We start from the raw sequence: 25,784 nt of genomic DNA, 5'->3' as shown, positions 1-25,784 counted from the left end.
GGAGCCCAAGGGCGAAGCGCCCCGTGTGAGGGGCGGGCCGACGATGGCGGGAGCTGGATGCCCTGGAAGGGGGCAACGCCCAGAACCCAAAGACCGGCACTCGCGGTGCCGGTCGGTCTCGTGTCCGTCCATTGTCGCACGGCGGACCCGCAGGGCCTAAGAGGGCGATAACCGGTCATTACGTACGCCTGTCGAACACCAGCCCGCTCATGGCTGCCCCAGCCGACGACGACCCTGGTCATCAGCTGGGGGCAGCCGCGGGCGGGCCGGTGCTGGGCGGGTTGGTGCCGACGGGTGACCTACTCGGTGTGCAGTACCGAGGCGATGGTCATCCGGGCCGCCGACCGGGCCGGGAGCAGGGCGCCGAGGACGGCGATCGCCACACCCGCCAGGAGCATCGCCGCCAGCTGCGGCGCGTGCCACACGTCCTTCATGGACGCGGGGAAGTCGACCACCCCCACATGGTCCACGACCAGGCGGTGCGCCACGATCCCGAGCGGGATGCCGAGCAGGCCGCCGATCGCGCCCAGACCGGCGACCGAGGTCACCGTCATCACCACCACCTGCCGGGGGGTCATCCCGATCGACTTGAGCATGCCCAGGTCCCGGCGCCGCTCACGGGTGTTGAGGAGAACGGTGTTGAAGACACCGAGCGACGCGACGATGGTCAGCAACACCGTGAACACCGTCGAGAAGGCGATGACGGTGGCGGTGCCGGCGTTGCCGGAGTCCAGCACGGAGGCCTGTAGGCCCGGGTCGAGTGCCGTGACCGCCTCGGCGTAGTCCTGCGCGTCGGCGCCACGAACGAGCCGTACCGTGTACTCGGTGGCGTGGGCCCCTGGGGAGAGCCGGGCAAGGCTCCCCCAAGTGGCTTCCAGGGCGCGGGCGTTGCCCTCCATGAGCTGACCCACGACGGTCGCGGTGATCTTCCTGCCGTTCAGCTCCAGCGTGACCCGGTCACCGAGTTTCAGGCCGCGCTGGGTCAGGAACGCGGGCCCCGCCACGATCTCACCCGCCGCGGCCGGTGCCCGGCCCCTGACGATGGTGTGCTCGTACAAGGAATCGTCGCCGCGGTAGAAGTCGGCGAAGACGGGCTGGGTCTGCCCGGTCATGTTCACCTGGGACAGCGCGCGGGCCCGTACCCCCTTCGCGCCCGGCAGGGACCCCAGCTGCTTCTCGATCTGCGGGTCGCTGAGCCGCGGCGGGGTCCGGTCGCTGCCCGGCCCCCCGGTCGTCACATGGATCCTGGCGCCCGCGTCCTCCCGCCCGGCGTTGTCGTACTCCACCATCGTGCTGGTCAGGCCGGTCGACAGGGTCACCGTGGTGACCCCGAGGACGATGGCCGCCATGGTCAGCAGGGTGCGGCCGGGGCGGGCGAACGGCTGGCCGAGGCCCAGGCTGACCGGGCGCGGCAGCCGGGTGGCGCCGAGCATCCGCTGGACGCGCAGGCCGCGACCGGTCCGCGGCGCGCCGCCCGCGCTGATCGCCCGGGCGGCGGGCAGCCGGTGGGCGCGCAGGGCGGGCACCAGCGCGGCGAGCAGGACGAGGGCGGGCATGCCGACGAGGCAGGCCACGGACACCCAGGGGCTGACGTCGCCGATGGAGGCCCGGCCCACGTCGATGCCGGTGAAGGCGACCTTCAGGATCGGGCGGGCCAGCGCGTTGCCGGCCAGCGTGCCCAGCACGCAGCCCGCCACCGCGGGTACGGAGAGCATCGTCAGGTAGACGGCGACGGCCTGGTTCGGGGTGAAGCCCAGGGCCTTGAGCACCCCGATGTGCCGGTATCCCGAGACGACCGCCCCGCTGACCACGTTGCCGACGATCAGGGTGGAGACGAGCAGGCCGAGGATGCCGAAGAGCGTCATGAACGGCAGGTAGGAGTCGGCGAGCGCGGAGAAGGCGTCCTTGAGGGTGAGGTAGGTCTGCGCGCCGGTCAGCGCCCCCTTGGGCAGGGTTGTGGTGGCCCGGGCCAGTGAGGCGCTCAGCTGGGCCTGCGTCGAGGCGTCCGTGAAGCGGTACAGCATCTGCGCGGAGGCCGGGTGCAGTGCGGCCACCTGCTCGGGCGAGACCCAGGCGCTCGCCGACTTGCTCATGCTGGTGGCGAATCCGACGACGGTCAGCGTCGTTCCGCCGGGGGTCTTCAGTTCGGTACCGAGGAGCGCGGTGCCGGGGGAGCCCTGCGCGGACCAGTTGACGACGATCTCGCCGGGCGCGGTGGCCCAGTGACCCTCCAGGAGTTCGATCCGGTCCACGGGGCCCGCCGGATCCGCCCGGCCCACCACGGTGAGGGCGCCGCCCGCCATCCAGAGCCAGTCCTTGGGGATGTCGACGACGGCTTGCCCGAACGGTCCGGCCGCGGCCTCAACCCCGGGCTGCCGGGCGGTCCGCGCCAACTGCTCCCGCGAGACCTTCGTGGCGTCGAAGGTCGCCACGGTGTGAGCGCCGCGCTGGGCGGCGTAGGCCTTGTCGAAGGGGTCCGAGGCAGCACCGAGCAGCGCCAGCGCGAGCAGGACGGTCGTGGTGGAGCAGAGTACGACGAGCCCGATGACGAAGGTCTGGAGCCGGCGGCGTTTCACGGCCGCGCGCGAGGCTCTCCATACGGCGCTCACGCGGTCGCCTCCAGCGTGCTCTCGCGGGCGACCCGGCCGTCGGCGACTTCGATCAGGCGGCTGGCGCAGCGGGTGGCGAGCTGCGGGTCGTGGGTGACGATCAGCAGGGTCTGGCCGATCTGGTTGAGGTCGATCAGCAGATCCATCACCTGTTCGCCCGACCGGCTGTCGAGGGCACCGGTCGGCTCGTCGGCAAGCAGCAGGGCGGGACGGTTCATCAACGCCCTTGCGACGGCGACGCGTTGGCGCTCCCCTCCGCTGAGCGTGGCCGGATAGTTGTTCCTTCGCTCGGCGACACCGAGTTCGTCCAGGAGTTCCAGGGCACGGCGCCGGGCCTGCCGGGCCGGGGTGCCGGTCAGTTGCGCGGCCAGTGCCACATTGTCCAGGACGGGCAGATCGTCGATGAGGTTGAAGAACTGGAAGATCATGCCGACGCCGCGCCGCCGGAACAGGGCCAAGCCGGTCTCGTTGAGTTTCCCGAGGTCATGACCGTGCACCTCGACGGTGCCCGAAGTCGGCCGGTCCAGGCCCGCCACCATGTTGAGCAAGGTGGACTTGCCGCAGCCGGAGGGGCCCATCACGGCGACCGCTTCCCCCGCCATGATCTCCAGCGACAGCCCGTCCAGGGCCTTCGCGTCGCCGTACTCCTTGTGCACGTTGTCCAGCCGCACCACCGCTTGCGGGGCGCTGTCGTGATCCGTTGTCATGGCCAGAAACCTATGGCGGAGCCCCGGACGGGGCGTCACCCCCCGGATGTATCCGTCCGGGCGGGTCATCCCGGGGATGTACGCGGATGCGTACGGGGGCTGATGCGGGGCGCGTCGTACACCTGCGAAGATGGTCCGGTGTGGGGATCCGGGACGGTCTGGCTGGTCATCGCCCTGGCGGCGGCGGTTGGCGCCGCCGGGTGCCTGGGCGTGGCGGTGGTACGGGCGCGGCGGGCGCACCGGGCGGCCATCGAGGAACGCGGCTGGCTGCTGGAGCGCGAACGCGAGAGCGCGACGCGGACCGCGGTCGACGCCGAGCGGGCCAGGATCGCCACCGAACTCCACGACATCGTCAGCCACAACGTGAGTGTGATGGTGGTCCAGGCCGGCGCCGCCCGCGAGGTGCTGGCGACGATGCCGGACGAGGCCGCGGCGGCGATGAGCGCCGTCGAGACCGCCGGGCGGAACACGATGACCGAGCTGCGGCACCTGCTCGGCCTGCTCGCGCCCGCGCAGAACGGCGACGACGAGCCCTACGACGTCGACCTGTCACCGCAGCCGAGCCTGAGCCGGCTCAGCCCGCTGATCGACCGGATCGCCTTCGCCGGCCTGCCCGTGGAGATGCGCGTCTCGGGCGAACCGCGCCCGCTGCCGAGCGGGATCGATGTCACCGCCTACCGGATCATCCAGGAGGCCCTGACCAATGCCCTCAAACACGCAGAGGGAGCGAAAGCCGAGGTGACGGTGCGATACGCGGACCACTCCCTGCGGGTCGAGGTGCTGAACAGCGGACCGAGCATCCTGTCGGGCGGCCGGCCCGCGCCGGGAGGGCCCGCGCCGGGTGAGCCCGTGCAGGGCCGGGCGGACGGAACGGGACGCGGGCTGATCGGTCTGCGCGAGCGGGTCGCCGTGTACGGCGGAGACCTGGACGCCCGCCGCCGTCTCGGCGGCGGCTACCGTGTCCGCGCCCGGATCCCGCTGGACCGGCCATGACGACGAACACCGCGTCCGCCCCGCGCGTCGTGATCGCCGACGACCAGGAGCTGGTACGCACCGGCTTCCGCCTGATCCTGAGCGCCCGCGGCATCGACGTGGTGGGCGAAGCCGGCGACGGCGCCGAGGCCGTGGCAGCCGTGCGGAGGCTGCGGCCCGACGTCGTACTCCTGGACATCCGGATGCCCACCATGGACGGCCTGGAAGCCGCCCGCCGGATACTCGCGCAGGCCCCGGACTGCCGGGTGATCATGCTGACCACCTTCGATCTCGACCACTACGTCTACGCGGCCCTCGCCGCCGGGGCCAGCGGATTCCTGCTCAAGGACGTCACCCCGGCGCATCTGGCCGCCGCCGTACGCCTGGTCGACACCGGAGACGCGCTGCTCGCCCCCTCGATCACCCGCCGCCTGGTGGAGCGCTTCGCGTCCAGCGCCCCCAGAACCGGTCAGGGCCCGGCGACTCCGGCCGTCCACCGGGACCTGGCCGCGCTGACACCGCGCGAGCGTGAGGTGCTGACCCTCATGGGACGAGGTCTGTCCAACGCCGAACTGGCGCGGGAACTGACGCTCAGTGAGGCGACGGTGAAGACCCACGTGGCCCGGATCTTCGCCAAGCTGACCCTGCGCGACCGGGCCCAGGCGGTCGTCCTCGCCTACGAGACCGGCCTCGTCGCACCGGGCGAGTCTGCTGGTACCTCCCCTCCCCACCGATAGCCGGCACGCGCACTCCGAAGACGGCATTTCCCGGCTTTCCCGGCTGAGCGCCGACGAGCCACGACATCAAGCTCAGCAGTTCACTGTCAGTCGGTCCGGGGCCGTCCCCTCCCAGCTCCAGGCTGTGGCGATCTTCCGCGCAACGGCCCGGTAGACGACGTCTTCGATGCCGTCTTCAGGGCGGAGATTTTCGTGGGCCTTGTCGAGGATCAAAAAACGTTCCGGGTCGATTCCGTTCGAGAACGAGTAGCGCGCTTCCTGCTCGCTCTCGCCAACTTTCCTGATTGCGGCGGCAATTGCCATTATCCACTCCCAAGAGGTGTTTGTGTGTCAGGCGTTCGGGGGGTATGGCCCTGCCTTCCTGGCGTAGTCGTCATTGGCCGGTCGGGAGGGCGTGGGACTGTGCAGAGGCGGTCGGTGGCGCGAACAGTGCCTCGATGGTTTCGACAGCCGTCTCGCGCAGCCAGGCGTGGGCGCGGTCGTCGTCGTAGCGCTGGTGCCACAGCAGGTACAGAGGGACGTCGGGCACCGGAAGTGGCAGGGGCAGCGTGACGAGACCGAGCTGGTCCCGGGCCGCGCGGGTGACCGCCTCCGGAAGGGTGACGACCAGGTCGGTGCCGAGGGCCAGTTGCAGAGCGAAGGCAGCGGTGGGACCGGCCGCGATGACACGGCGTTCGTGGCCGCGCGTGGTCAGGGCGTCATCGATCCGGTCGTGCAGGCTTCCACGTCGCGACACGGTGAGGTGTTCCGCGGCCGCGTAGCGCTCCAGGCTCAGGGTGCCTTCGGTGAGCGGGTGGCCGGGGCGGACCGCGACGACCAGCCGGTCCTTGCCGACGAGGCGGTGGCGGATGTCGGGGAGGGCGGGCCGGCTGGAGCTCGATTCGAGGTCGACCTCGCCCCGGCGCAGCTCGGGGCCATCCGTGCCGGGTTCGGCGGGCAGGCGCAGTTGGACGCCAGGTGCCTGGCGGTGGACGGCGGCGATCAGGGCGGTGCCGCAGGCGGCGGTCAGGGCGTCGTGCCAGCGCACGGTGAACACCCGCTCCAGACCCGCCAGATCGAGTTCCTGCTGTGCGGACATGAGCTGGTGGGCCTGCTGCACGAGGGCGTGGACCTGTGCGCGCATGGCCAGCGCGCGGGTGGTGGGGACCATGCTGCGGCCGGTGCGGACCAGGATCTGGTCACCCGTGGCCTTGCGTATGCGGCCCAGGGAGCGGCTCATCGCCGGTGCGGTGACGTGGAGGCGGGCTGCGGCACCGGCGACACTGCCCTCTTCCAGGAGAGCGTCCAGAGCGGTGAGGAGGTTCAGATCCAGTTGCATGAGAGTAACTCTACGAGTAAATAGCATGCACTTGTTGTTAGTTGTCGCGGCATCTACCTTCGAAGTGCGGGTGCGGGACAAGCCGCCTCGCATCAACCGAACCCGGGGAAGTCCGCCATGAGCACAGCCATGCCTTTCGACGCCGACACGACGCTCCTGTCCGACGTGACCGCCGCGGTGAAGACCGCCGGTCTCACGCTGCGCGACCGCTACACCTCGCACACCCGGGGCGTGAGTCTGGACGAGATCGTCGACGAGATCCACGCCAACGACGACGCGGTGCTGGACGTCCTGCGGGAGCCGCTGCTGCGAGCCCGACGAGGATCGCAGTGGGCCGAGGACGAGCTGGCCGGCGGCGCTCTCCCGCCGGGGGAGTGGTGGATCGTCGACCCCGCCGAGGGCAACATCAACCACGTCCACGCCATGGAGGACTGGGCCGTCACCGCCACGTTGGTCCGCGACAACCAGCCGGTACTCACCGTCGTCCACCTGCCGCTGACCGGTGACACCTACACCGCCGTCGCAGGCGGCGGCGCCCGCCTCAACGGCCAACCCCTGAAGGTGTCCGCCAAGACCGATCTGGGCGCCGCGCTCACCGGCACCGGCCAGGCAAAACCCGGCGAGGACGAGCGCACCTTCCGGCAGATCGGTGACTCCGTCACCGCCATGCTCATCAACGGCCTGGTCGTGCGCGTGTCGGTTCCCGCCACGATGCAGCTCATCCACGTCGCCGCCGGACGCATGGACGCGTTCTGGCAGTTCTCCGATGTCCGCTCCGGCCTGGTGGCCGGCGCCCTGCTGGTCTCCGAGGCCGGAGGCTCCGTCACCGATCTGGCGGGCGAGCCGTGGAACACCGGCAGCCGCGATTTCCTGGCCGCCGCCCCCGGCATCCACGCCGCCGCCCTCAAGGTCCTGTCACCGATCGCCTGACGACCAAGCGGCTCCGCCCTCCCGCCAAGTCCCGCTCCACACAGCAAGGAAGGTCTCACAACCTCATGACCACCATCGGCATCCTGGGTGCCGGACGCGTCGGCGCCAACCTCGCCGGCAAGTTCGCCGCCACTGGACACCACGTCATCCTCGGTCACCGGAACCCGACAGAAGAGCCCGCGCCGGCCGCTGAAGGCACGAGCCCCCGCCTCTCCTTCGCCAACCAGCGCACCACGGCCCGCACCGCGGACCTCGTGATCAACGCGACGCCCGGCGACAGCGCCCTGGAGCGTCTGGCGGGCCTGCGTACCGAACTCGCCGGCAAGATCCTCGTCGACGTCTCCAACGCGACCCGCGACGCCGGTGACGGCCTGCCCGGCGATCTGTGCTACCCCGGCAGCAGCCTCGCCGAGCAACTCCAGGCCGCCCTCCCCGACACCCAGGTCGTCAAGACCCTCAACACCATGTTGTACATGGTCATGACTGCCCCTGACACCCTGGCCGCCCCACCGACGGCCTACCTCTCCGGTAACGACGAACACGCGAAGAAGACCGTCACCGGTCTGCTCCGCGACCTGGGCTGGCAACCCGCTTGGATCGAGGACCTCGGCGACATCACCACGGCCCGCGCCACCGAAGCCATGATCCTCGTGGTTCCGCACATCCTGCGCCGCAACGGCTTCCAGCCCTTCGCCGTCTCGCTGACCCGCTGATCCCACCAAGGCTGCATTCGCCGTGCCGACCGCGTACCCGGGTATTTCAGGGCAGACGGTTCGGCCCCGGGGTTCTCCCCTTCGTCCCTCGTCCTGCCTGCGCGGACTCGTATAGGAAGGAAGGGAAGGAAGGGAGGGAGGAAGTGGGGGCGCGACGCGCACGAAGAAACAGTCCGAGGAGCCGAAGAAGGATTCCGACAGAACAATCCGCCGGAGAGCAGGCGGCCGAGTCCGAGTCCGAGTCGGATTACGCGTAGGTGTGGGGGCAGGCGGGGGGACGGGCTCCGGGTCCTAGGGCCCGCCGCCAGCCCCCCAACCCTGCCGCCTGGCGCATCCGCACAGGTGACCTGAACTGGCTGGGCGCTCCCGATCACCATGGATGAACCCCTAACGTAGTTCCGAGAATCCGGCTAGCGTCGTGCGGACTTGGGGGGCCACCGATGGACACCAAACCCGGGATGGGAAAGCACCGCTCGCCGATCGGCGATGACGGGCAGCAGACGGGCCGACCGATCCCGCCGCCCGAGCCGACCCCGCCGCCCAAGCCGTCGAAGAAAGGACCCCCTGCTGTGACGAGTGCTGGCCAGTCCGGCCCCTCCGTACGGCCGGACTCCGGGGAGCAGGGGCTGGTCGCTGAGGTCGCCCGGCAGTTCGAGGAGCCTCTGCCGCAGCGGTACGACGAGGCGCTGCGGAGGGTGTCGCGGCATTTGTTCTTGCCGGATGTGGTGTGGCCACGAGATGGCGTGGGCGGCTGGCGGTCGGTCACCCGTGAGAGCGAGCCCGCTGCCTGGTGGCAGGCGGCGTACGCGGATGCTCCGCTCGTCACCCAGTTCACCGACGGGCAGCCGTCGTCATCGGCTTCGATGCCTTCGCTGGTGGTACGCGCCTTGCTGCTGGCCGACCCCGCCCACCACGTCGGCACGGCCGTCGACCGAGCGCCGGGTGCCGGTACCGGTCAAGGAAAGTTCCGATTCCTGGAGTTGGGCACCGGCACGGGTTACAACGCGGCCCTGCTGTGCGCCCTGCATGGCGACAGGGCCGTCACCACCCAAGAACTTGATCCGCAGCTCGCTCAGCGGGCGCGGCGAGCGCTCAAGAGCGCCGGATACACGCCGACCATCGTCATTGGCGACGCCTCCCGCGAACTCCCCCACCGGGAGGGGTTGTTCGACGTCATCGAGGCGACGTTCTCCGTCGACCATATCCCGGACACATGGCGGGCAGCCGTACAGCCCGGCGGGCGCATCGTCACCCCCTGGTTCTCCGACTGGTCCGCCTTCGGCACCCTCGCCGTCGACGTGTACGCCGATGGTGCCGCCGTGGGCCGCTTCCATCCGTTCGGGTCGTTCATGACGATGCGCATCCCTGGCACACCATCAGCAGGGGCCACCACGCAACATTCCGATGGCCCGGGACAGCAGGGCGGTGCCGACGCGGTGAGCACGACCTCACTGTCACCGTGGCGTGTTGCCGGCGCAGACCCGGATGCCGACTTCCACCTCGGGATCGCGGTCCCGCACGTCTCCTACGAGTGGGACACCAGCGGGCAGCACGTCCCCGTGCGGCTGTGGCTGGCCCACGTCGACCAGGAGTCGGTGGCCGCCATCGACTACGACGGCAGGGACGCGTCCCGGTTCACGGTCAGCCAGTGGGGCCCGAAATGCCTGTGGGACGCCGCTGAGGCGGCCTACGCCCGGTGGGAGCTCCTCGGACGCCCCGGTGTTGGCGACCACACCCTGACGATCACGCCCGAGGGCGAGCACGTCGTCCACGTCCACGACGGGCAGACACCGGTCCTGCCGCGCCTCAGCCGCTGACCGACGGGCGCGGCACCCGGCGCGGGTGAGCCGCCCCCGCCGTGACGTTTCATGGCGCCTGGCGCTTCGACCGGCGTGGTCCTGACTGCCTGGCTGCCTCTCCGCCCCTGGCTCCGGGGATTTCGCGATCCGGCCATGGGTGGCGGGTGGTCGAGGAGGTTTGGTCACACCGCAGGCGGGTGGTTCAGGAGAGCGGTGCGGTTCGAGCGGAGCCAGGAGCGTTCGGCTTTCATCTCTTCCGCGTCGCCACGGGTGAGGAATGTCGCCCACGGCTCCTGGCCCAGGCTGCCCAGCCGTTGGATGCGTGCCGTCTCCCGGGCCTGGAGGCTGTCCAGCGCGTCCAGGACGGCTGCGGGGTCGGCACGGTAGGCGGCGCACAGGGCGTCGAGACGGCTTCGCAGGGTGGAATCCCCGCTGATTGACTCCCTGCGCTGCTGCTCAAGGGGGCGCAGGGGCACGGTGTACCAGGCGAGTTGCGCGAGGTCGTCGAGAGCGTGACCGGGCGCGGCGAAGTCCCAGTCGATGAAGCCGACCAGTCGGTCACCGTTCCAGATGGAGTTCCAGGGGCCCAGGTCGCCGTGCCGGATGATCATGCCGGGCCGCCACGGCTCCTCCTGTGCGCGCCAGCGCGCGTCGGCGGGGGGACGGAAGTCGCGGACCGCTGCGTGGTACTCGCGCAGCCAGCATCCCAGTTCCTGGATGCCGGTGGTCGAGCGCAGTGCGGCGGGCCAAGGGCTGAACGCCGGTTCGCCGTGCAACAGTGAGACGACCTCGTCGGCGCCGTCGGTGCCGAGGGCCCGAGGGGCCCGGCTGAAGCCCGCCGCCTCCAGGTGGGCCAGCAGGGCGTGCACTGCCGGGCTCCACTCACCGGCGGGTCGGCGGATGGTCTCGCCGACGCGCCGCACGGTCGTCACACTGCCCTGGTCCGTGGCACCGTCTTCGATCATCGTGCCAGCTTAGGCGCCCGCCCACGCCACTGCCGGAGCGGCAACGGAGTTGGCGGCCGCGCGACGGTATTCGACGCCGTCCTCACCACTCCCGGAGACGTCATCTTCGCCCAGCGGGTCACCGCGGCGACGCGTGTAGTGCGTGGCGATCTGGGAGTCCGACAGCCGGTCGCCGTCACGGAGCCCGCGACGGCTCAGTCACGCTGCCCGGTCCGACGCTCGTAGTCGGCGAAGCCGTCCTCGACCGTGGGCAATATCAACTCCACTCGGAAATACGGCACGCTCCACAGCGGACTGTCACGAAGCCCCTCGAACAGATCGGACCACGAGGTCAGGTCGTCAGTCGTTGCCACGAGAACATCGGACGGAGCGGCGGCCCAGGCTTCAGCGTCGAACCACCGGACCTGAACGGTGTCGTGTGCGTCCAGCAGAGGTTGCACGTGCTCAGCGATGATCTGCTGACGCTCAGGGCGCCCCAGCGCGAGCCACGAGGGCAAGGCGGTGAGGTGCACGAATATGGTGAACCGCGGACGCGGTTGGATGTTGGTCATAGCTTCATTGTGGATCAATCAACGCGACTGAACGCCCGCTCAGCTCATGGGGGGAGGCACCCGCGGCGGTGAGAACGCTGGCGCCCCGGTGGCTCGGAGCTTCACGCCCGGTCAGGCGCGCCATCCAGGGTTGTTATTCGCGGAGGCTGACGAACCGTGACGTCCGCGGTCGGTCAGCTGGCTGTGGCACCGTTGCCCCCTGTGAAGGGGGTGGGTTCCAGCACGGGCTGGGCAGGAGGAAGTTGCTGAGCCGACGCGCTGCCGGTAAGCACGCACAAATGAGGCGCGAACCACCCGCACCGGTGGTACTGACCAGCACGGTCACTTACCAGGAGAGCCCATGAATCCGACCGGAGAGTCGACCACCCTGGCCTATAAGGGTTTAGACGGGATGCCCATGTGGATACTGGTGGGCATCGTCATTGTTCTCTTTGTGGGGTTTGCGGTCGGGAAACGAAAAGGTAAGTAGCGCTACCGGGCCAGGCCACAAGTGGACAAGACCGTTGAGCGGCGGCCCGCCTGCGGTCCAGCCGAGCGTGGAGCACGGTCGGGGTGGGCTCCTCAGGGCGGTTCGCCGCTTCAGCGAACGATGACATTTCTCGTGGCGTGCCGACTGTCGAGCAGCCCCGTCGCCGCCAGCACACCCCACCAGTCCTGTCCTGAAGAGCAGCGCACTGGCCGACCCTGCGGGGTTACTAGGCCGTGTTTTAGGTAGCGGGTGGCTCTTGGGCGGATAGTTCTTCGGCCAGTTCCATACAGCGCAGGCGGGCTGCGGAGAAGTCGTAGGGCATCTTGCCGGTGGCTTCGAGCACGCTCATGGAGTCAGCCTCCCGCCTGCCGGAGCTGAGGTCGGCCTCGTCCTCGCCGTCCTCGGCGTCATCGACGGTAGCAGGGTGCAAAGTGTCCCAGGCGTCGAAGAGGGCATCGTCGTCCTTCCCTAGGCCGGACTGTTCGATGACGGCCTGCAGTGCGCTTTCGAAGGCGTGCCGCTCGACGGACACTTGAGCCACCCGTGGATCATCGACGGCGACGCCGTCATCGAGGGCCTCCTCGGCGTCATCGATGCGGTCGGAATCCTTGCGCAGAGTGGGATGCGTGGCCAGGACGACGAAGCGGGTGGCCTGGATGGCCGCGCCGAGCGGGCCGAAGATCCGCTCAGTGACCAGCAGACTGTCCAGGTCCGCCTGACGCAGGGAGCCCTCGGGCAGGCTCGTGAGGCGTTGGGTGACGAAGTCGGAGAGCAGGCCCATCCGGCTGCCTTCGGTGCGCATCCGCTGCACGGCGGTCCGCTGCCGCCGCAATTCCGCCTCCTGCTCGGCAAGGGTTTCCTCCAGCCGCTCCAGGATGCCCGCGATACCGTCTTCGCTGTCCGCATCGGCGGAAGCTGTGCCGGTGGTAAAGGCGTCACGGATGTCGTCCAGGGCGATCCCGGCGTCGGCCATCTTGCGAATCCACAGCAGGCCGATCATGTCCTCGTACCCGTAGCGGCGGCGGTCATCGCCGCCCCGCGCAGGCTCGGGGAGCAGGCCGATCTCGTGGTAATGGCGAATCGCCCGCGGCGTGGTGCCGGCGAAGGCCGCCGCGTCACCGATCTTGACCTGGCGAGGTGGCATGAACGGCGCATGCATGAGCAAGGACCTTTCTCAAGGGACCGGGACGTAAGACCGGGACGTAAGACCGGGACGTAAGTCCACCGGATCACATGCCGCTACGGAATGTGCAACCCCCTACACACCGCCCCACTCCAATGTCATGGCTCCAGGGCAGCGACCACGCGGGTGATCATGTCTTCCTTCGCGTTCAGTGGCATCGGCGTGTACGACAGCACGAAGCGGGTGCTGAGGTCTCGGGTGGCGAACATGCGGGTTCGGTAGCCGTAGGTGTCGCCGGTCTTCCCCCAGTAGGTTTTGCCGTTCACCGTGGCTGCCTGCAAGCCCATGCTGTGGCGAGCCGGGCTCCCGTCCAGCATGCGTACCGTCGACGGGGGGAGAGTGAACATCCTGTTCAGTGCCGTTGGTGCCAGAAGCGCCCCCGTGAACAGGGCCTGCTGGAAACGGAAGAGGTCCTCCGCGGTGGCGACGAGTTCACCTTCGCCCCAGGAAGAGGACTGGTCATAGACCGTGATGTCGACCAGGCTGCCGTCCGTCATACGCAGATAGCCGCGTACCTGTGGGCCGTGCAAGCGAAGGTCGTCTCCGGGGATCAGGGTACGGGTCAGCCCAAGAGGCCGCAGGACACGGTCGGCGATCGCATCGCCGTAGCGCTGTCCGGTCAGCTCTTCGATGAGCAGCGCCAAGAACACGTAGTTGATACCCCGGTACTCCTGCCTGGTGCCGGGAGTGAACTTCAGGGAGTCGTGCGTCACGGTGTCGATCAGCGCCGCAGGTGTCCAGCGGTCGAAACGGTGCCGCAGAACCTTTTCCGGTGTGTCGAGGTCCGGCATGCCCCGGTGGTCGGGCAGGCCGCTGGTGTGACTGAGCAGGTGCCCCACCGTGACGGAGACGAATCGGGACGGAAGGCGGGCCCCGGGCAGGCAACGGATGATCGGTGCGTCGAGATCCAGCAGGCCCTCGGCCCACAGTTGCAGAACGACCGTTGCCACAAAGGCCTTGGTCACGCTTCCCGCGCGGAACCGGTCGTCGGCCCGCACCGGTCGGCCGTGCGCGAGGTCGGCCGCACCCGCAGTGCCGTACCAGTGGCCCTCCCTCCAGCTCAACATCAGTTGGGAGGAGGCGGCTTGCGGATGTGTGAGGTCGCTGATCGCGGCTTGCACACCACTGGTGTTGCCGGCCGGCGCGGCGGCCGAGCGGCCAGTCACGCTTGTGGTGGCGAGCGCGAAGGCGCCGGCGGCGCAACTACCGGCGAACGCGCGCCGAGAAAGGTTTCGGGTCATGGCGACCGATGCTTCCGCTCGCCCAGGCCCCACGGCATCCGGGGCGACCCCGGCGCAGCCCTGACACATCCCCGAAGGACCCCTGACGCGAGAAGGGTCCCGCAGCGTGATCCGGTCCGGGCCCGGTCCGGGCCCGGCCCGGTCCGGGTCCGATCCGATCCGAGCTTGTTGAGGGCACCCCACCGGCATTCCACTTGAGTCACACTCAAGTGGCACTCAAGCCGTATTCAAGTTGGGCGCCCAGGCGCAGGTCACCGCACGAATTGACTGGAGACGGACCAGCGCACAGCCGACGCCGAATACCCCAACACCACGTGTACAAACGGGAGTTGATGGATGTATCTATGTTGACCTTACGTGGCCATGCCACATAGCATCACGCCGCAAGCTATTGGCTGAGAGGAGTGCAAGATGGCACAGACTTACACCCCAGCAATCGGCACCACTACTGAACCAGCCACCTACGAATCCCTGGTCGAGGATGCGCTGCGTGAACTCGGCGCTGCCGAATCGGCCGAGGTGCTCGAACCGGTCGGGAGTGGCGAAGAAGGCCCGCTCATGGCTTGGTTCGTAGCCACCTGATCCATCCCGCAGGGCTCTGAGGGTTCCAGCCGCACCGGATTCCGCGGCTGGAACTCTCATGGAAGCGACCACAGGACAGCAGGACGGCAGGACAGGGGGAATAGGTCTTGAGTGTTGTGCAGTCGAGCCGCGAACTGCGGGATGGAGTCGATTCTCTCCTCGACCGGTACGTCGGAATAACCAACCACGATCACTGCGTCATCGCCTTCTCCCCGGACAGCCGGGAAGCGGCCGCCTGGCTCATGGCCGGCCTGAAGCAGCGAAATGTCAGAACACAGATCGTGGGCATGCGACCGCTCGTGGACTACGAGTTCGCCGGACGCCTGAACGCGGCTGTATCGGAGGCCGATCCCGACACCGGCCGGCTCATCATCTTCACTCTTGAGCGAGACACCATGTCCCACTTCTCGCCTCTTCTTGATGTGTTGCAACGGTTCGGCGCTGACCGGTGCATGGTGGTGCGTATCATCAGCGCATCGCGCGATTTCTTCGAGAAGGCCCTCAACCTCGGCCCAGACGAACTCAGCGCACGCAATGCCGCACTGCTGACGCGGCTGACCAAGGCGCGTAGCATCAGGGTCCGCACGCGAAGTGGTACGGACCTCCGCATCGGCCTCGACTCCGATCGTTTCGAATGGATCAGTAATCGCGGTGTGTGGCGACCGGGCGGGTTCACCATTCTCCCGGCGGGGGAAATCGCCACGTATCCCGCCAGGATCGACGGCCGTCTGGTGGCCGACGGGGCCCTCAATTGCAACGTCATCACGCGGATCGACACCAGGCTGGCTGCCAACCCTCTGACGGTCGACATCGAAGACGGTCGTGCCATCGGTTTCACGTGCGTCGACGACGATGTCCGCGAGCTGGTGGAGCTCTGCTTCAAGCAGCCGCACGGCACCCGCGTGGGCGAGCTCGGCTTCGGAACGAATGCGGGAATCGACGCATTCATCTCGGCCAACTCTCACATCAATGAGCGGCGAGTCGGCGTACACATCGGATTTGGACAGCACAATCAGGACCGTTCCGTGGTCGAGTACGAGGAGAAGGTGCATCTCGACCTCATCACCGATGGCGCTGAGCTCTTCCTTGACGACGAGCCGGTACCGATCGACCTGGACGACCTCCAGTTGGTCGGGGACGAGCACCCGGCACTGGTGAGGGACGAGGACATCACGGGCGACTGCTGCGGGTTCGGCTACGGGCAGTTGACCGACCCGGCTACGGCGGCTCCGAGCGCCTGATCATGCCTATCCCGAGCAAAGCTCCTTCCTCGCGCATGGCCGACGGCGCCATGGGAGTGCGCGACTTCCGGTTCCTCTGGGCCGGACAAGCGGTCAGTGCCGTGGGAGACCAGCTTTTCACCATCGCCGTGTCTCTCCGGGTGATCGAGGTCGGCGGTGATGCCGGCGATGTCGGGCTGGTGATCGGCGGCCGGATGCTCGCGATGGTCCTGTTCGTGCTCGTCGGCGGGGTCTGGGCGGACCGTGTGCCCCGGCGAAGGGCGATGATCGTCGCTGATGGGTTCCGGCTGGTGGCCATCACGGTGGTCGTGTTGGGCGCGTTCGACACGGCAACGCTTCCGCTCGCCGCCATGACCTTCCTCGTGGGCAGCGGCGAGGCGTTCTTCCGCCCCGCATACGGCGGCCTTGTACCCTCGGTCGTCCCCGAAGAACGGTTGCTCAGCGCCAACGTATGGCGAGGTGGCATGGAGAGCGCCGCAGCCGTGCTGGGGCCGGCGCTCGGCGGGCTCCTGGTGGCCACCGCCGGCACCCGGTTGGCCTTCACCATCAACGCCGCCACGTTCGCCGTCAGCCTGGTGTGCGTACTCGCCGTCGCCGAACCACCGATGCGGCGGCGGGACCCCCGCTCCTCCATCATCCGCGAGAGCCGAGAAGGACTGGCCGCGGTGCGTCGCGTGCGGTGGACGTGGGCCGTTCTCGTCATGACCGCACTGCAGACCATGCTCGTCGTCGCGCCTCACATGGTTCTGTTGCCGGTCATCACGCAGGAAAAGTTCGGGGGACCTTCGTCCTATGGTCTGGTCCTCGCCGCGTTCAGCCTCAGCGGCCTCGTCGGTACATTCATCGTCGGACGCATTCAGCTGAGGCATCCCGGAACGAGTGCGATCGTCTTCAACGCGCTTTTCGCCACCGTTCCCCTCGTCTTGCTCACCCCGTTCTCCGTGGGCTGGGTCATGGGCGGATACATGGTCGCCGGATTCGCGATGATGCCCTTCAATACTCTTTTGCATACTGCCTTGCAGCGCCAGTTCTCCCCGTCCCTTCTCGGCCGGGTGACTGCGGTCGACTCGCTGTGCAGTCTCGCCCTGCTGCCGATCGGTCTCGCGAGCGCCGGGCCACTGGCAGATGCCCTGGGCCGCACGACAGTACTGGGCGTCGCCGCGGCCGTACAACTCGCCACCGCGGCATGGGTGCTGACTGTGCCCGGAGTACGCGATTTCCATCAGGACGAACGGTCAGATATCGAGAATTCGGAGGTAGAAGATGGCGCTGGAAGAAGTTCTTGATGATCCGTCGATGCTGGCATCCATTCGGGACAGGAAGCCGCACGTCAGTCGAGGTCTGGGCAAGCTGGACCACGTGTTCTCCACGGAGATCGCGCAGACGCTCCTTTTTGACCGCGGACTGCGCGCCCCCTACATCAGGCTGTGGCGCAAGGGTGAGGACATCGGAGTCCGGGACACCGCCAAGACCAAGGGCGGAGCCGATGAGCGCAGGGTACTTTCCGGGCTCGTGGATCCTCAGTACGCGGTGTCGGAAATTCGTGCCGGCGCGACGCTCGTCTTCCAGGCGATGTCCACGTACTGCCCCGAGGTGGCGTCATTTTGCGCGGACCTGAGTGACGACGTCGGTTGTCCCGTCGCCGCCAACGCCTTCCTGACTCCGCCCCACGCTCAGGGGGCGCCGGTGCACTACGACATGGCGAGCGTCTTCATACGGCAGTTGGCGGGATCGAAAACATGGCGTCTTCACGAACCGCCGGTTACCTGGCCCATCCGGCGCTCGAAGCCGGGTGACAAACCGAAGACCCCACTGGCTCATGAAATCACCCTCCATCCCGGTGACTGCCTCTATCTGCCCCGCGGTTACTACCATGAGGGGATCACGGGAGAAGAGGGATCCGTTCACATCACGTTCTCCGACGGAGTGGAGGACCATTGGGTTGAGGTCCTGCACGACGTACTGGACCTGGTGGCCGAGCGAACCGAATCGTTGCGGGGCCGACTGCCCGGCAGGGCCGAGGCGTTGAGCGGCCAGTCGAGGGAGCTGTGGCAATCCGTCCGGGAGGATGTGGTTCGCGCGCTGGACGGGCTGGGAGACGAGATGATATCCGCGCTGATTGTACGGCGTCTCCAAGCACGCGAAGAGGAACTTTCCAGGTCGGAACCGGCCCGCCTTGCCGACATTCTGTCAGTGGAGTCGAAACCGGGTGATGTGTGATGGGAGCCGGCCGGGACGAAGCAATCCGGGTCGGGATAACGCCAGCCGGCACCATGAGCCTGGTCCGAAGCCACCAGAGAGCGGTGTTCGGTCTCCTTGAGTCATATATCGAGGAGGGGCAGGAGCCTTCCTGCCTGCACCCCGGCCTGGTCTGGGAGTCGACGCAGGCATCCGCCGCGGGGGTGGACTTCGAGCGCATGGCCGACCTGATCCGCAGCCTGGGCACCGCCGGTCTCATGCCTCCGCTGGAGCACCTCGCGCTTGACGCACCGCTGTACCCCGACTGGTGCCGGTGGGGCATCCACCAACTCCTGACGGACATTCAGCGCACGCGCGGCACGGATGACGCTGCCTTCGTCACACCGGACATGAAGGAGGGCGTCGCACACCTGGAAGGCGCCCGGGAAGTCCTGCGAAGGGTATGGCCGGAGGCCGCCCTGGAAATGGATCTGCTGATCCGTGTCATCGTGTACGTGCAGGGTGGCGCCTTCCGCTCCGCCACACTTCGTCAGACCTTCGGGGCCATCTACCTCGGCACGGCCAGCGTCGAAAGCACTCCTGCCGCCTTCGAGGCGCTCCTGCACGAAACCGGCCATCACGCCCTCTATCTCCGCAACCACTTCGAGACGTTCGTGACGAACGGTGACGCTCTGGTGAGCCACGCCCTGCGTCCCGAGCCACGACCAGTCGCCGGTGCCGTGCACGCCGCACATGTGCTCGCGCGTATGACGTACGGGCTCGCCCGCTGGGCAAGCGAGCCGACCGCGCCGCCCGAGGTCTCCGAACGACGCGACCAGGCCCTGCAACGTCTCCAGGCAACCATCGCGGCACTGGAACCGGTCGCCGAGTGGACGGAGAGGGGCCGGTTGTACTTCGACGATCTGCTCGCGTGGGAGCGGGAACTGACGGGCATTCAGGGCCGACGGGGCTGAGGGGGCGGAGCGGGTTGGTGGGGTGACGCCTCGCGGTGGCCCGGCTGCGTACCGTCGGGGACCACGAGGCGAACCGCGTCACCTCTAGCGGCCGGCTATATGCTGAATCTCCGGGTAGCGCGGCGAGGCCCCCATGAGCAGGTGCCCCTTGTCGGGGCGGCCGCGCAGGTGCGCGTCGAAGAACGTGCGTACGGTCGCGCGTACCGCTGCCACTGCCCGTTCGGCGGGGATCGTACCCAGTGGCAGGGGCAGCGGCACTCCCAACTGCGGTCCCATGGACACCAGGTCCGTGAACGAGAGGTGGTCCGCGTCGGCCAGGCGCAGACACCGATGCCAGCCGCGCAGGTTCTCCCAGAGTGCGGACCAGGTCGGATCCTGGCGGAGGCCGTCGTGGACGGCGGTGTCCACCAACAGGAACGGCTGGTCCAGCCCACGCTCGACCACCGGTCCGCGGACGGAGCCGTCGAGGTTGATGCCCGCTCGCACCCGAGGATCCTCGGCCATGACGGCCGCCGCCGCGGCGCCGCCCTGGGAGTGTCCGAACGCCCCCACGCGGGACAGGTCCAGGACCTTCGACAGTCCGCGCGGCAGACGGCGCCGCTGGGCGTCGGGGTTTCCACCCCGGTCGAGGCGGGCCAGTTGGTCCAGTACGAACCGCAGGTCGGCGGCGCGTACCGCGACTGCCTTCCTGACGGTCTCCTCGTCCTCCTCGGGGCGTGTGAGTACGACGCGGCCGTCGGGGAACTCCACCTCGCCGGAGTCGTAGGGGTGGTCGACGGTGACGACCACGTACCCCCAGGACACCAGGTCCTCGACGACGAGGGTGTTGAAGGTGCGGTCCGAGGCGTAACCCGGCGAGTACAGGAGGACGGGGCGCCGGCCGGAGCGGGCGGGTGCGCGATCCGCGCTGTGGGTCGCCGGGAGGACGACTGCGTCCAGGGCACCTCCGTAACGGGCCTTCAGCGCACGTTCGGCGCCGGCCGGCAGCCACGGCAGTCTCGTACGGCCCCGGGTGTCGTCCGCCGGATAGGTGACCGTCACCATCAGCTCACGTGGTTGCTTCGGATCCGCCCACGGGTCGGTCCTGGAGGGGTCGACCAGGTGCAGTTCCGCCGCGCCCACCGGGAGGGGGCCGCTCGGTCCGGCCAGCCGTACCGTGACGGGACCGGCCGTCGGCGCGGCGGACCGCGCGGGCGCCGGGGCGGCGAAGGCGGGATGCAGGGCGGAGGACGACGCGACTGCGGCGACGCCACCGGCTATGAGGACACGGCGAGTTGGGCGGACGGGAGGCACAGCACTCCTTCCACGGCCCGGCTCGACGCCGTGAAGAAGACCTCGATGGACCCGGCCTGGTGATCATCTAGTCCCTCCACAGCCTAGATCACTCCGCCCGGAACCCCGGCGCCACCCCTGCCTTCGCGGCCGGTCGCACCGACCACCTGACCGGACACGACGTCGGGAGCTGTGAATCCGGCCGTCAGGCGGTCAGGCGGACGACGGTCCCGGTCCCCGATCCTCCGGGGGTGTCGGAGCTCTGTCGGCGCCGGACGTGATCTGTAGGGGGTGTGTCGGTGGCGCTTGCGACCGTGGCCGGGATGGTGCTCCCGCTGAGCACACGTGTCCCCCAGAGCAAGGAGCCTGCCCTCATGCTTCCCGCACCCCAGAACCAACCGTGGGACGTTCATTGCCTGCCGTCAGCCGAGGGCCGGACTGTACTGGTGACCGGAGGCAACGCCGGGATCGGCTATTTCGTTGCGGAGCAGCTCGCCGCCACCGGCGCCGTCATCGTGCTCGGCAGTCGGGACGCCGCGAAGGCCGACGCCGCCATGGCCTCCATCCGTGCGCGTGTACCCGGAGCTCGCGTACGGCACCTGCAACTGGACCTCGCCGATCTGTCGTCTCTCAGGGCAGCCGTGGACGCACTGGGCCTTGACCGTCTCGACGCGGTGGTCCACAACGCCGGGGTTGCGCTCGATGATCCGCCGCGTCGGGAGACCGGGGACGGCCACGAGCTGATGTTCGCCACCAACCACCTCGGCCACTTCGCACTCACCCGATGGCTGGCACCCCTGCTGTCCGCAGCGCCGGAAGGCCGCATCGTAACGGTGGGAAGCTTCGCCGCACGGTCCGAGCGCCTCGACGTGGATGATCTGCAGTCGAGACAGGACTACCGGCCCAAGCGCACCTACGGCCGGTCGAAGCTGGCGCAGATGTGCTTCGCCTTCGAGCTCGACCGCCGCCTGCGCGCCGCCGGCAGCACGGTACTCAGCGTGGTGGCCCACCCCGGCGGCGCACTGGACGCCCTCACCCCGTCACGACCGCCCGTACACGTGACGACCCCCGCGAAGCGACTGCGGGCCGTGTCTGCGGGGCTCGTGGTGCAGGGCAAGGACGCCGGAGCATGGCCCATCGTCCGTGCCGTCCTCGACGCGGAGGTGACAGGCGGGCAGTTGTGGGGACCGAGGGTCTTCGGCCTGCGTGGCACACCACGACGAGAGCCCGTCCCCTCGCACATGGCCGACCGGACTGTCGCGGCCCGCCTGTGGGACGCCAGCTGCGAGCTGGCCGGCACCGATCGCCTCCTCGGCTTCCGTCGCCAGTAGACGCGGAACTTCCACTGGAACATCCCCGATACCGACAACCGCCGCAGAGCGGGTGCCCCACGGCGGTGACGTGCCGGAAGACGATGATCAATCCGGACCGGTTCCCCGATGTGGTGCTTCTCATCGTGACGTGCCGGGTGGGGAGAGATAGGGGGATCAGCGTGTCCCGGCCGACCGCCAACGCTCGCCGACCGTCATCGGTGAAGGGGACGAGAGGCGGTTGGCATGGCGGGGCAGGGTGACACGTTGCAGGGCCCGACGGACGGCCAGGCGCGGAGGCCGGCGAACTTTTTTTGAGAATTTCTCGCGACGCTGTCACACATCGGGGCGGACGCGGTTCAGCCAAGTGTGAGGGTGCGCGGCGACGCCGACCCCTTCACACCGGATCGGCCCACCGGCCGTTCACCGAAGCCGCGTCACCACGTATAGGAGTACCCCATGTCCATGGCCTACGTCATCGTTGCCGTTTTCACCGCCGCCTGGATCGGCTTTTCGGGATTCTCGCTCCTGCGCCGGGCGGAGTTCGTCACCGAGCCGCTGATGGACTACGGCGTGCCGCGCTCGTCGTGGACGCTGCTGGGGCTGGCCAAGGCGGCCGGGGCCTTCGGTCTGCTGGTCGGCCTGGCGGTCCCTGTGATTGGTGTCGTGGCCGGGGTCGCTCTGGTGCTGTACTTCCTGGGCGCGGTCGTCACGGTGCTGCGGGCCCACTCGTACAAGACGGTCGTCTTCCCCGTCCTGTATCTCGCGCCCGCCGTGGCCACCCTGATCCTCGGCCACGCGGCTTGAGGGGGCAGGGGGGCCCTGGCCCCCGGGCCGCCGGCAGGCGCGAATGCGCGCCTGCCGGCAGCCGGGTCCACCCGATGTGCGCGGCGAAAATGCCAGGGACCGGTTACACCGGGAACGCCGGGTCAGACCGGGAACACCAGGGACGCTCGGAATCAGAAGAGCTCGCGGTACTGGTTGTAGCCGTAGCCGATCTTTACCTTGGCCTTGAAGGGTGCGGCCGCCTTGCCGGTGCCCTTGTACAGGTAGAGGTCGCCCTTGGTGTCACGGGCGACCAGGTCGCTGCGGCCGTCCTCGTCGACGTCGCCAGTGGCCACCAGCTTGTTGAACTGGTTCCAGCCGCCGCCGACGCGGACTCGCTGGGCGAAGGGCGTGCCCAGGTCACCGGTGCCCTTGTACAGCCACAGAACGCCATCCTTGTCGCGGGCGACGATGTCCGGCCGGGTGTCGCCGGTGAGGTCGCCGAGGCCGGTGATCTGGGCGTACTGGTTCCAGCCGCCACCGATCCGGGTACGCGGGGCCAGCGAGCCGTCCGTCCTGCTCTGCCAGCGCCACAGGTACCCCTGCTTGTCGCGCGCCAGCAGGTCGGGGTGCTTGGCGCTGCCGAGGGCGCCGGGCATGATGATGTTGTCGTACGGGCTCCAGCCGCCGCCAATCCGCTTGAGATCGCCGTGCAGCCACAGGTTCAGCGTTCCGTCGTTCATGACGTGGTAGGCGCCGTCCTGGGCGCCGGTCATCTCCAGGTCGATGGAGACGCCGTACTTGAAGTCCTTCCAGACGTACGCGCCGGAGCGGGGGCCGTAGCCGCCCTTTCCGTCGGGCAGGTATACGTACATCTGGCCCGACGGGAGGATCCCGGACAGGAAGTAAGAGGGCGCGGCGGGCGTCGGCTTGTGGGCTGCGGCGGCCTTGGCCGTCGCCAGCGAGACGTTCTTCGCCGAGGGTGACGCGGCGGAGCCGTCGGCGACGGCCGTACCCGCGGCCGTCGCGGCCAGGATGACGGTCGTCGCCACCGTGGCCGTGCGCGCCAGGGCACGCCGACCGCGGAAGAGGTATTTCACAAGGAACTCCGGACGGTTGATGGATGTGGCGGAAGCAGTTCGGGCCGCACCAGATGTGGATGTGCCGCGCCGATGAACCTGAGCACGCACGGTCGGGCCGACCCTGCGGATCCCCCCACGAGGTCTGAACCGCAAGAGTATCGACGGGCCGTCCGGCCACCCGGCCCGGGGCGCACCTCACATCTCTTCGTGCCCAGGCACAGTCGGACGACGCGTCACAGTGACTGAGAGATCGACGCGGGAGCGACCAAGCCGGCCTCCGGACCGCAGCACTTGGGTTTCCTCGTGGCGCAGCAGGAATGTGGCTGGGCGCTCTTGGCGTCGGGCGGTACCGTGCGGCCCAGGACCGAGGGGGATGAGCTGATGCGCCCAGTGCTGTTGGTGGATGTGGACGGACCGCTCAACCCGTATGCCGCGAAGCCGCAACGTCGGCCTGCGGGGTATCAGACGCACCGTCTGCGCACGCCTCGTTGGGAGGCCGGCGAGCGGCGTCGGCTGGCTGAGTGGGGGCTGCCGAACAAGCCCGTGAAGCCGCTGCGGGTGTGGCTCAACCCGGAGCACGGCCCGGCGCTGGCTGCCCTTCCCTTCGACCTGGTGTGGGCGACCACCTGGGAGGAAGAAGCCAACGCTTTCATCGCGCCGGTTCTGGGACTACCCGAGCTGCCCTTCATTTCCTGGTCCTCTCGGCAAGTGCGCCCCGGCGGCGGTGTGTTCTGGAAGACGCCGGAGATCGTTGCGTGGGCGAAAGGCCGTGCGTTCGCCTGGATCGACGACGAGATCACAGAGACCGACCGCGCCTGGGTTGCGGAACACCATGACGGTTCCGCCCTACTGCGCCGAATCGACCCGCGTCGCGGCCTCACCATCGACGACTTCACCGCGCTGACGGCATGGGCGACCGACCTCGACTGACTTCCCAGCCGCTCGACTACCGCCGCGACACCATTCCCCACGCACCCTGCGGGACAGCTCATCGGCGAGGGCAGGACATCGGTGAATTCCTGGTCGAGACCGTGGGGGAGGTGATCCTGAGCGTGGTGGCCTGCGGCCTGCTCAATTGCCTTGTTCTGCTCGTCTATCTGAGCTGGTCGTTCAACCCGCGTCTGACCGTCGCGGGAGCTGGGGTGATCAGCTTGTTCCTCGCCCACGGCGCATGGAGGACGTTCCGCGCCTCTGAGAAGGGACGCGGCTATCGCGGCCTCGCCGCCGCGACAACCGCAGCCTTCACTCTGACAGCCACCACAGCTGTCTTCCTGTCTGCCTACGCCTCGAATTGCGGCTGCCTGTAGGAAATGGTGTGGTTGCCGGGCCTCGGCGTGCCGTCGCCCGAAGGCTCGGGGAGTTGACGCCGCATGACGAGGGGGACTGTCAGTGGCGTCTTCTACGGTCCTGCTATGGGTTTCACTTCGGTCTGGTCGATCAGCTCTCACGACGACGCCTTCATCCACCACGCCCTGGCGCCGCGGCTACTGCCGCTGATCGCTGCGGAACAGAGCCAGCCACTGGCCCGGGAGCGGTGGGATCGCTGGCGGCGCGAGCCACTGCCGGACTTTCGTACCTGGTGGCGGCCTTTCGGACGGTCAGAGGGCGGGGAAGCGGACGCACTCCATTCCTTCCACGAGCTGACTGCCTCCGGAGAGCACGTGCAGAAGATGTACGACGGACTCTCGCCCGAGGACGAGTTCTACCTCCTCACCCACGTATGGGACCTGGTGAGCGACGCGCAGGACATCTTCATGTCCGTTCAGAGCAAGGATTTCGCGTTGCGGTCCTTCTTCCATGCCATTGGCCCCCATCGAGCAGCCCTCTTGCCCGGATGGTGCGGCAACTTCTTGCTTACCTCAGCCCAGGTGCGACTGACGCTTGCCGCGGTCGAAGAGGCTCTGGCTTTCACTCCTGACGAGCGCGCGGCGGCAGAGGATCAGGACTGGCTGGACTACCGCGAAGGTGAGGAGAGCGTCCTTGCCGGACCTCTGCGGATGTGGAGGCAGGCAGCGGCGGATGGACGTGGCCTGTGCGGGGTATCGGTGGTCATCTACTGATCTCGGCGATTCCGCGTCGCCCGGGCCGAGCGCCAGGGGGCAGGCTGTCGGTTTGGTTGGGCTGGGTCGTCGAGGCCTGAGCACGTCAGCAAAGTCAGGACTGGTGGGTGATGACGCCCTGTGTAC

Annotated in this window: 25 protein-coding genes; 15 read left to right on the top strand and 10 right to left on the bottom strand. The window is 68.6% G+C overall.

The features are described 5' to 3' along the window. Nucleotides 1-299: 299 nt before the first annotated feature. Both AC069K_RS28120 and AC069K_RS28115 read right to left on the bottom strand, forming a co-directional pair. Complete coding sequence (locus tag AC069K_RS28120; protein WP_478621031.1) at nucleotides 300-2,609, bottom strand: FtsX-like permease family protein; 2,310 nt, start codon at nucleotides 2,607-2,609, stop codon at nucleotides 300-302. Next, nucleotides 2,606-3,316, bottom strand: coding sequence for an ABC transporter ATP-binding protein (locus AC069K_RS28115; RefSeq protein ID WP_478621029.1), 711 nt, complete (start codon nucleotides 3,314-3,316; stop codon nucleotides 2,606-2,608). The genes AC069K_RS28120 and AC069K_RS28115 overlap by 4 nt, the downstream gene beginning before the upstream one ends. A gap of 138 nt (nucleotides 3,317-3,454) precedes the next feature. Here AC069K_RS28115 and AC069K_RS28110 point away from each other — a divergent pair, with 138 nt between their 5' ends. Continuing rightward, on the top strand, nucleotides 3,455-4,309 hold the full coding sequence (locus AC069K_RS28110; RefSeq protein WP_478621027.1) for a sensor histidine kinase: 855 nt from the start codon (nucleotides 3,455-3,457) through the stop codon (nucleotides 4,307-4,309). Continuing rightward, the gene (locus AC069K_RS28105) at nucleotides 4,306-5,025 is read left to right on the top strand and encodes a response regulator (protein WP_478621025.1); all 720 of its coding nucleotides are present in this window, start codon (nucleotides 4,306-4,308) and stop codon (nucleotides 5,023-5,025) included. The genes AC069K_RS28110 and AC069K_RS28105 overlap by 4 nt, the downstream gene beginning before the upstream one ends. A 72-nt stretch (nucleotides 5,026-5,097) precedes the next feature. Here AC069K_RS28105 and AC069K_RS28100 read toward each other — a convergent pair whose 3' ends face one another. Both AC069K_RS28100 and AC069K_RS28095 read right to left on the bottom strand, forming a co-directional pair. After that, nucleotides 5,098-5,328: a hypothetical protein gene (locus tag AC069K_RS28100; protein ID WP_478621023.1), complete on the bottom strand. Its 231-nt coding sequence runs from the start codon at nucleotides 5,326-5,328 to the stop codon at nucleotides 5,098-5,100. A gap of 70 nt (nucleotides 5,329-5,398) precedes the next feature. Further along, a complete protein-coding gene (locus AC069K_RS28095; protein ID WP_478621021.1) occupies nucleotides 5,399-6,343 on the bottom strand; it encodes a LysR family transcriptional regulator in 945 nt (314 codons plus the stop codon). Nucleotides 6,344-6,460: 117 nt separating this feature from the next. On the opposite strand from AC069K_RS28095, the gene AC069K_RS28090 reads away from it, so the two are divergent. From AC069K_RS28090 to AC069K_RS28080, 3 genes are all read left to right on the top strand, one after another. After that, a complete protein-coding gene (locus tag AC069K_RS28090; protein WP_478621019.1) occupies nucleotides 6,461-7,273 on the top strand; it encodes an inositol monophosphatase family protein in 813 nt (270 codons plus the stop codon). A 65-nt stretch (nucleotides 7,274-7,338) separates the two neighbouring features. Continuing rightward, complete coding sequence (locus tag AC069K_RS28085; RefSeq protein ID WP_478621017.1) at nucleotides 7,339-7,986, top strand: NADPH-dependent F420 reductase; 648 nt, start codon at nucleotides 7,339-7,341, stop codon at nucleotides 7,984-7,986. 569 nt (nucleotides 7,987-8,555) lie between these two features. Beyond that, the gene (locus tag AC069K_RS28080; RefSeq protein ID WP_478621015.1) at nucleotides 8,556-9,803 is read left to right on the top strand and encodes a methyltransferase domain-containing protein; all 1,248 of its coding nucleotides are present in this window, start codon (nucleotides 8,556-8,558) and stop codon (nucleotides 9,801-9,803) included. 164 nt (nucleotides 9,804-9,967) lie between these two features. Here the strand turns inward: AC069K_RS28080 and AC069K_RS28075 are convergent, their stop codons facing one another. The 4 genes from AC069K_RS28075 to AC069K_RS28060 all read right to left on the bottom strand — a co-directional run bounded on the left by AC069K_RS28075 (nucleotide 9,968) and on the right by AC069K_RS28060 (nucleotide 14,194). After that, the gene (locus AC069K_RS28075) at nucleotides 9,968-10,750 is read right to left on the bottom strand and encodes a phosphotransferase (protein WP_478621013.1); all 783 of its coding nucleotides are present in this window, start codon (nucleotides 10,748-10,750) and stop codon (nucleotides 9,968-9,970) included. Nucleotides 10,751-10,944: 194 nt separating this feature from the next. Then, entirely contained in the window at nucleotides 10,945-11,301 is a 357-nt protein-coding gene (locus AC069K_RS28070; protein ID WP_478621011.1) for a darcynin family protein, read from the bottom strand. A gap of 707 nt (nucleotides 11,302-12,008) precedes the next feature. Beyond that, nucleotides 12,009-12,929, bottom strand: coding sequence for a MerR family transcriptional regulator (locus AC069K_RS28065; RefSeq protein WP_478621008.1), 921 nt, complete (start codon nucleotides 12,927-12,929; stop codon nucleotides 12,009-12,011). Nucleotides 12,930-13,051: 122 nt separating this feature from the next. After that, nucleotides 13,052-14,194, bottom strand: coding sequence for a serine hydrolase domain-containing protein (locus AC069K_RS28060; RefSeq protein WP_478621006.1), 1,143 nt, complete (start codon nucleotides 14,192-14,194; stop codon nucleotides 13,052-13,054). A 411-nt stretch (nucleotides 14,195-14,605) separates the two neighbouring features. Here AC069K_RS28060 and AC069K_RS28055 point away from each other — a divergent pair, with 411 nt between their 5' ends. The 5 genes from AC069K_RS28055 to AC069K_RS28035 all read left to right on the top strand — a co-directional run bounded on the left by AC069K_RS28055 (nucleotide 14,606) and on the right by AC069K_RS28035 (nucleotide 19,169). Next, on the top strand, nucleotides 14,606-14,776 hold the full coding sequence (locus AC069K_RS28055; protein ID WP_358833204.1) for a hypothetical protein: 171 nt from the start codon (nucleotides 14,606-14,608) through the stop codon (nucleotides 14,774-14,776). A gap of 116 nt (nucleotides 14,777-14,892) precedes the next feature. Beyond that, nucleotides 14,893-16,017 (top strand): CgnE/CgnB domain-containing protein, encoded by a 1,125-nt coding sequence (locus AC069K_RS28050; protein ID WP_478621106.1) that lies wholly within the window; start codon nucleotides 14,893-14,895, stop codon nucleotides 16,015-16,017. Nucleotides 16,018-16,052: 35 nt separating this feature from the next. Then, nucleotides 16,053-17,303 (top strand): MFS transporter, encoded by a 1,251-nt coding sequence (locus tag AC069K_RS28045; RefSeq protein ID WP_478621004.1) that lies wholly within the window; start codon nucleotides 16,053-16,055, stop codon nucleotides 17,301-17,303. Then, the gene (locus tag AC069K_RS28040; RefSeq protein WP_365112752.1) at nucleotides 17,281-18,237 is read left to right on the top strand and encodes a JmjC domain-containing protein; all 957 of its coding nucleotides are present in this window, start codon (nucleotides 17,281-17,283) and stop codon (nucleotides 18,235-18,237) included. The genes AC069K_RS28045 and AC069K_RS28040 overlap by 23 nt, the downstream gene beginning before the upstream one ends. A gap of 197 nt (nucleotides 18,238-18,434) precedes the next feature. Further along, on the top strand, nucleotides 18,435-19,169 hold the full coding sequence (locus AC069K_RS28035) for an aKG-HExxH-type peptide beta-hydroxylase (RefSeq protein WP_478621001.1): 735 nt from the start codon (nucleotides 18,435-18,437) through the stop codon (nucleotides 19,167-19,169). Between the two features lie 84 nt (nucleotides 19,170-19,253). Here the strand turns inward: AC069K_RS28035 and AC069K_RS28030 are convergent, their stop codons facing one another. Further along, on the bottom strand, nucleotides 19,254-20,462 hold the full coding sequence (locus AC069K_RS28030) for an alpha/beta hydrolase family protein (protein ID WP_478620999.1): 1,209 nt from the start codon (nucleotides 20,460-20,462) through the stop codon (nucleotides 19,254-19,256). Nucleotides 20,463-20,815: 353 nt separating this feature from the next. On the opposite strand from AC069K_RS28030, the gene AC069K_RS28025 reads away from it, so the two are divergent. Together AC069K_RS28025 and AC069K_RS28020 are read left to right on the top strand one after the other, a co-directional pair. After that, nucleotides 20,816-21,772 carry an SDR family NAD(P)-dependent oxidoreductase gene (locus tag AC069K_RS28025; RefSeq protein WP_478620997.1) on the top strand — a complete coding sequence of 319 codons (957 nt, stop codon included), beginning with the start codon at nucleotides 20,816-20,818 and terminating at the stop codon, nucleotides 21,770-21,772. Nucleotides 21,773-22,210: 438 nt separating this feature from the next. After that, the gene (locus AC069K_RS28020; protein WP_478620995.1) at nucleotides 22,211-22,558 is read left to right on the top strand and encodes a DoxX family protein; all 348 of its coding nucleotides are present in this window, start codon (nucleotides 22,211-22,213) and stop codon (nucleotides 22,556-22,558) included. Nucleotides 22,559-22,710: 152 nt separating this feature from the next. Here the strand turns inward: AC069K_RS28020 and AC069K_RS28015 are convergent, their stop codons facing one another. Beyond that, a complete protein-coding gene (locus AC069K_RS28015; RefSeq protein WP_478620993.1) occupies nucleotides 22,711-23,616 on the bottom strand; it encodes an FG-GAP repeat domain-containing protein in 906 nt (301 codons plus the stop codon). A 363-nt stretch (nucleotides 23,617-23,979) separates the two neighbouring features. On the opposite strand from AC069K_RS28015, the gene AC069K_RS28010 reads away from it, so the two are divergent. From AC069K_RS28010 to AC069K_RS28000, 3 genes are all read left to right on the top strand, one after another. Then, complete coding sequence (locus AC069K_RS28010; RefSeq protein ID WP_478621104.1) at nucleotides 23,980-24,528, top strand: hypothetical protein; 549 nt, start codon at nucleotides 23,980-23,982, stop codon at nucleotides 24,526-24,528. Then, entirely contained in the window at nucleotides 24,507-24,905 is a 399-nt protein-coding gene (locus AC069K_RS28005; protein ID WP_478620991.1) for a lysine transporter LysE, read from the top strand. The genes AC069K_RS28010 and AC069K_RS28005 overlap by 22 nt, the downstream gene beginning before the upstream one ends. A gap of 105 nt (nucleotides 24,906-25,010) precedes the next feature. Next, a complete protein-coding gene (locus AC069K_RS28000) occupies nucleotides 25,011-25,658 on the top strand; it encodes a hypothetical protein (RefSeq protein ID WP_478620989.1) in 648 nt (215 codons plus the stop codon). The last annotated feature ends 126 nt before the right edge of the window (nucleotides 25,659-25,784 follow it).

The organism is Streptomyces sp. NPDC043908 (assembly GCF_056435525.1).
The sequence above is the reverse complement of the archived record's forward strand: the minus strand, read 5'-3'. Positions and strand labels throughout refer to the sequence as shown.

Excerpts from the sequence above, each read along its gene's own strand:
- AC069K_RS28000 (WP_478620989.1), top strand. The coding sequence starts at position 25,011 with ATGGGTTTCACTTCGGTCTGGTCGATCAGCTCTCACGACGACGCCTTC.
- AC069K_RS28040 (WP_365112752.1), top strand. The coding sequence starts at position 17,281 with ATGGCGCTGGAAGAAGTTCTTGATGATCCGTCGATGCTGGCATCCATT.
- AC069K_RS28065 (WP_478621008.1), bottom strand. The coding sequence starts at position 12,929 with ATGCATGCGCCGTTCATGCCACCTCGCCAGGTCAAGATCGGTGACGCG.
- AC069K_RS28090 (WP_478621019.1), top strand. The coding sequence starts at position 6,461 with ATGAGCACAGCCATGCCTTTCGACGCCGACACGACGCTCCTGTCCGAC.
- AC069K_RS28010 (WP_478621104.1), top strand. The coding sequence starts at position 23,980 with ATGCGCCCAGTGCTGTTGGTGGATGTGGACGGACCGCTCAACCCGTAT.
- AC069K_RS28075 (WP_478621013.1), bottom strand. The coding sequence starts at position 10,750 with ATGATCGAAGACGGTGCCACGGACCAGGGCAGTGTGACGACCGTGCGG.
- AC069K_RS28095 (WP_478621021.1), bottom strand. The coding sequence starts at position 6,343 with ATGCAACTGGATCTGAACCTCCTCACCGCTCTGGACGCTCTCCTGGAA.
- AC069K_RS28045 (WP_478621004.1), top strand. The coding sequence starts at position 16,053 with ATGGCCGACGGCGCCATGGGAGTGCGCGACTTCCGGTTCCTCTGGGCC.
- AC069K_RS28005 (WP_478620991.1), top strand. The coding sequence starts at position 24,507 with ATGGGCGACCGACCTCGACTGACTTCCCAGCCGCTCGACTACCGCCGC.
- AC069K_RS28105 (WP_478621025.1), top strand. The coding sequence starts at position 4,306 with ATGACGACGAACACCGCGTCCGCCCCGCGCGTCGTGATCGCCGACGAC.
- AC069K_RS28055 (WP_358833204.1), top strand. The coding sequence starts at position 14,606 with ATGGCACAGACTTACACCCCAGCAATCGGCACCACTACTGAACCAGCC.
- AC069K_RS28115 (WP_478621029.1), bottom strand. The coding sequence starts at position 3,316 with ATGACAACGGATCACGACAGCGCCCCGCAAGCGGTGGTGCGGCTGGAC.
- AC069K_RS28085 (WP_478621017.1), top strand. The coding sequence starts at position 7,339 with ATGACCACCATCGGCATCCTGGGTGCCGGACGCGTCGGCGCCAACCTC.
- AC069K_RS28035 (WP_478621001.1), top strand. The coding sequence starts at position 18,435 with ATGGCCGACCTGATCCGCAGCCTGGGCACCGCCGGTCTCATGCCTCCG.
- AC069K_RS28070 (WP_478621011.1), bottom strand. The coding sequence starts at position 11,301 with ATGACCAACATCCAACCGCGTCCGCGGTTCACCATATTCGTGCACCTC.
- AC069K_RS28025 (WP_478620997.1), top strand. The coding sequence starts at position 20,816 with ATGCTTCCCGCACCCCAGAACCAACCGTGGGACGTTCATTGCCTGCCG.
- AC069K_RS28060 (WP_478621006.1), bottom strand. The coding sequence starts at position 14,194 with ATGACCCGAAACCTTTCTCGGCGCGCGTTCGCCGGTAGTTGCGCCGCC.
- AC069K_RS28020 (WP_478620995.1), top strand. The coding sequence starts at position 22,211 with ATGTCCATGGCCTACGTCATCGTTGCCGTTTTCACCGCCGCCTGGATC.
- AC069K_RS28100 (WP_478621023.1), bottom strand. The coding sequence starts at position 5,328 with ATGGCAATTGCCGCCGCAATCAGGAAAGTTGGCGAGAGCGAGCAGGAA.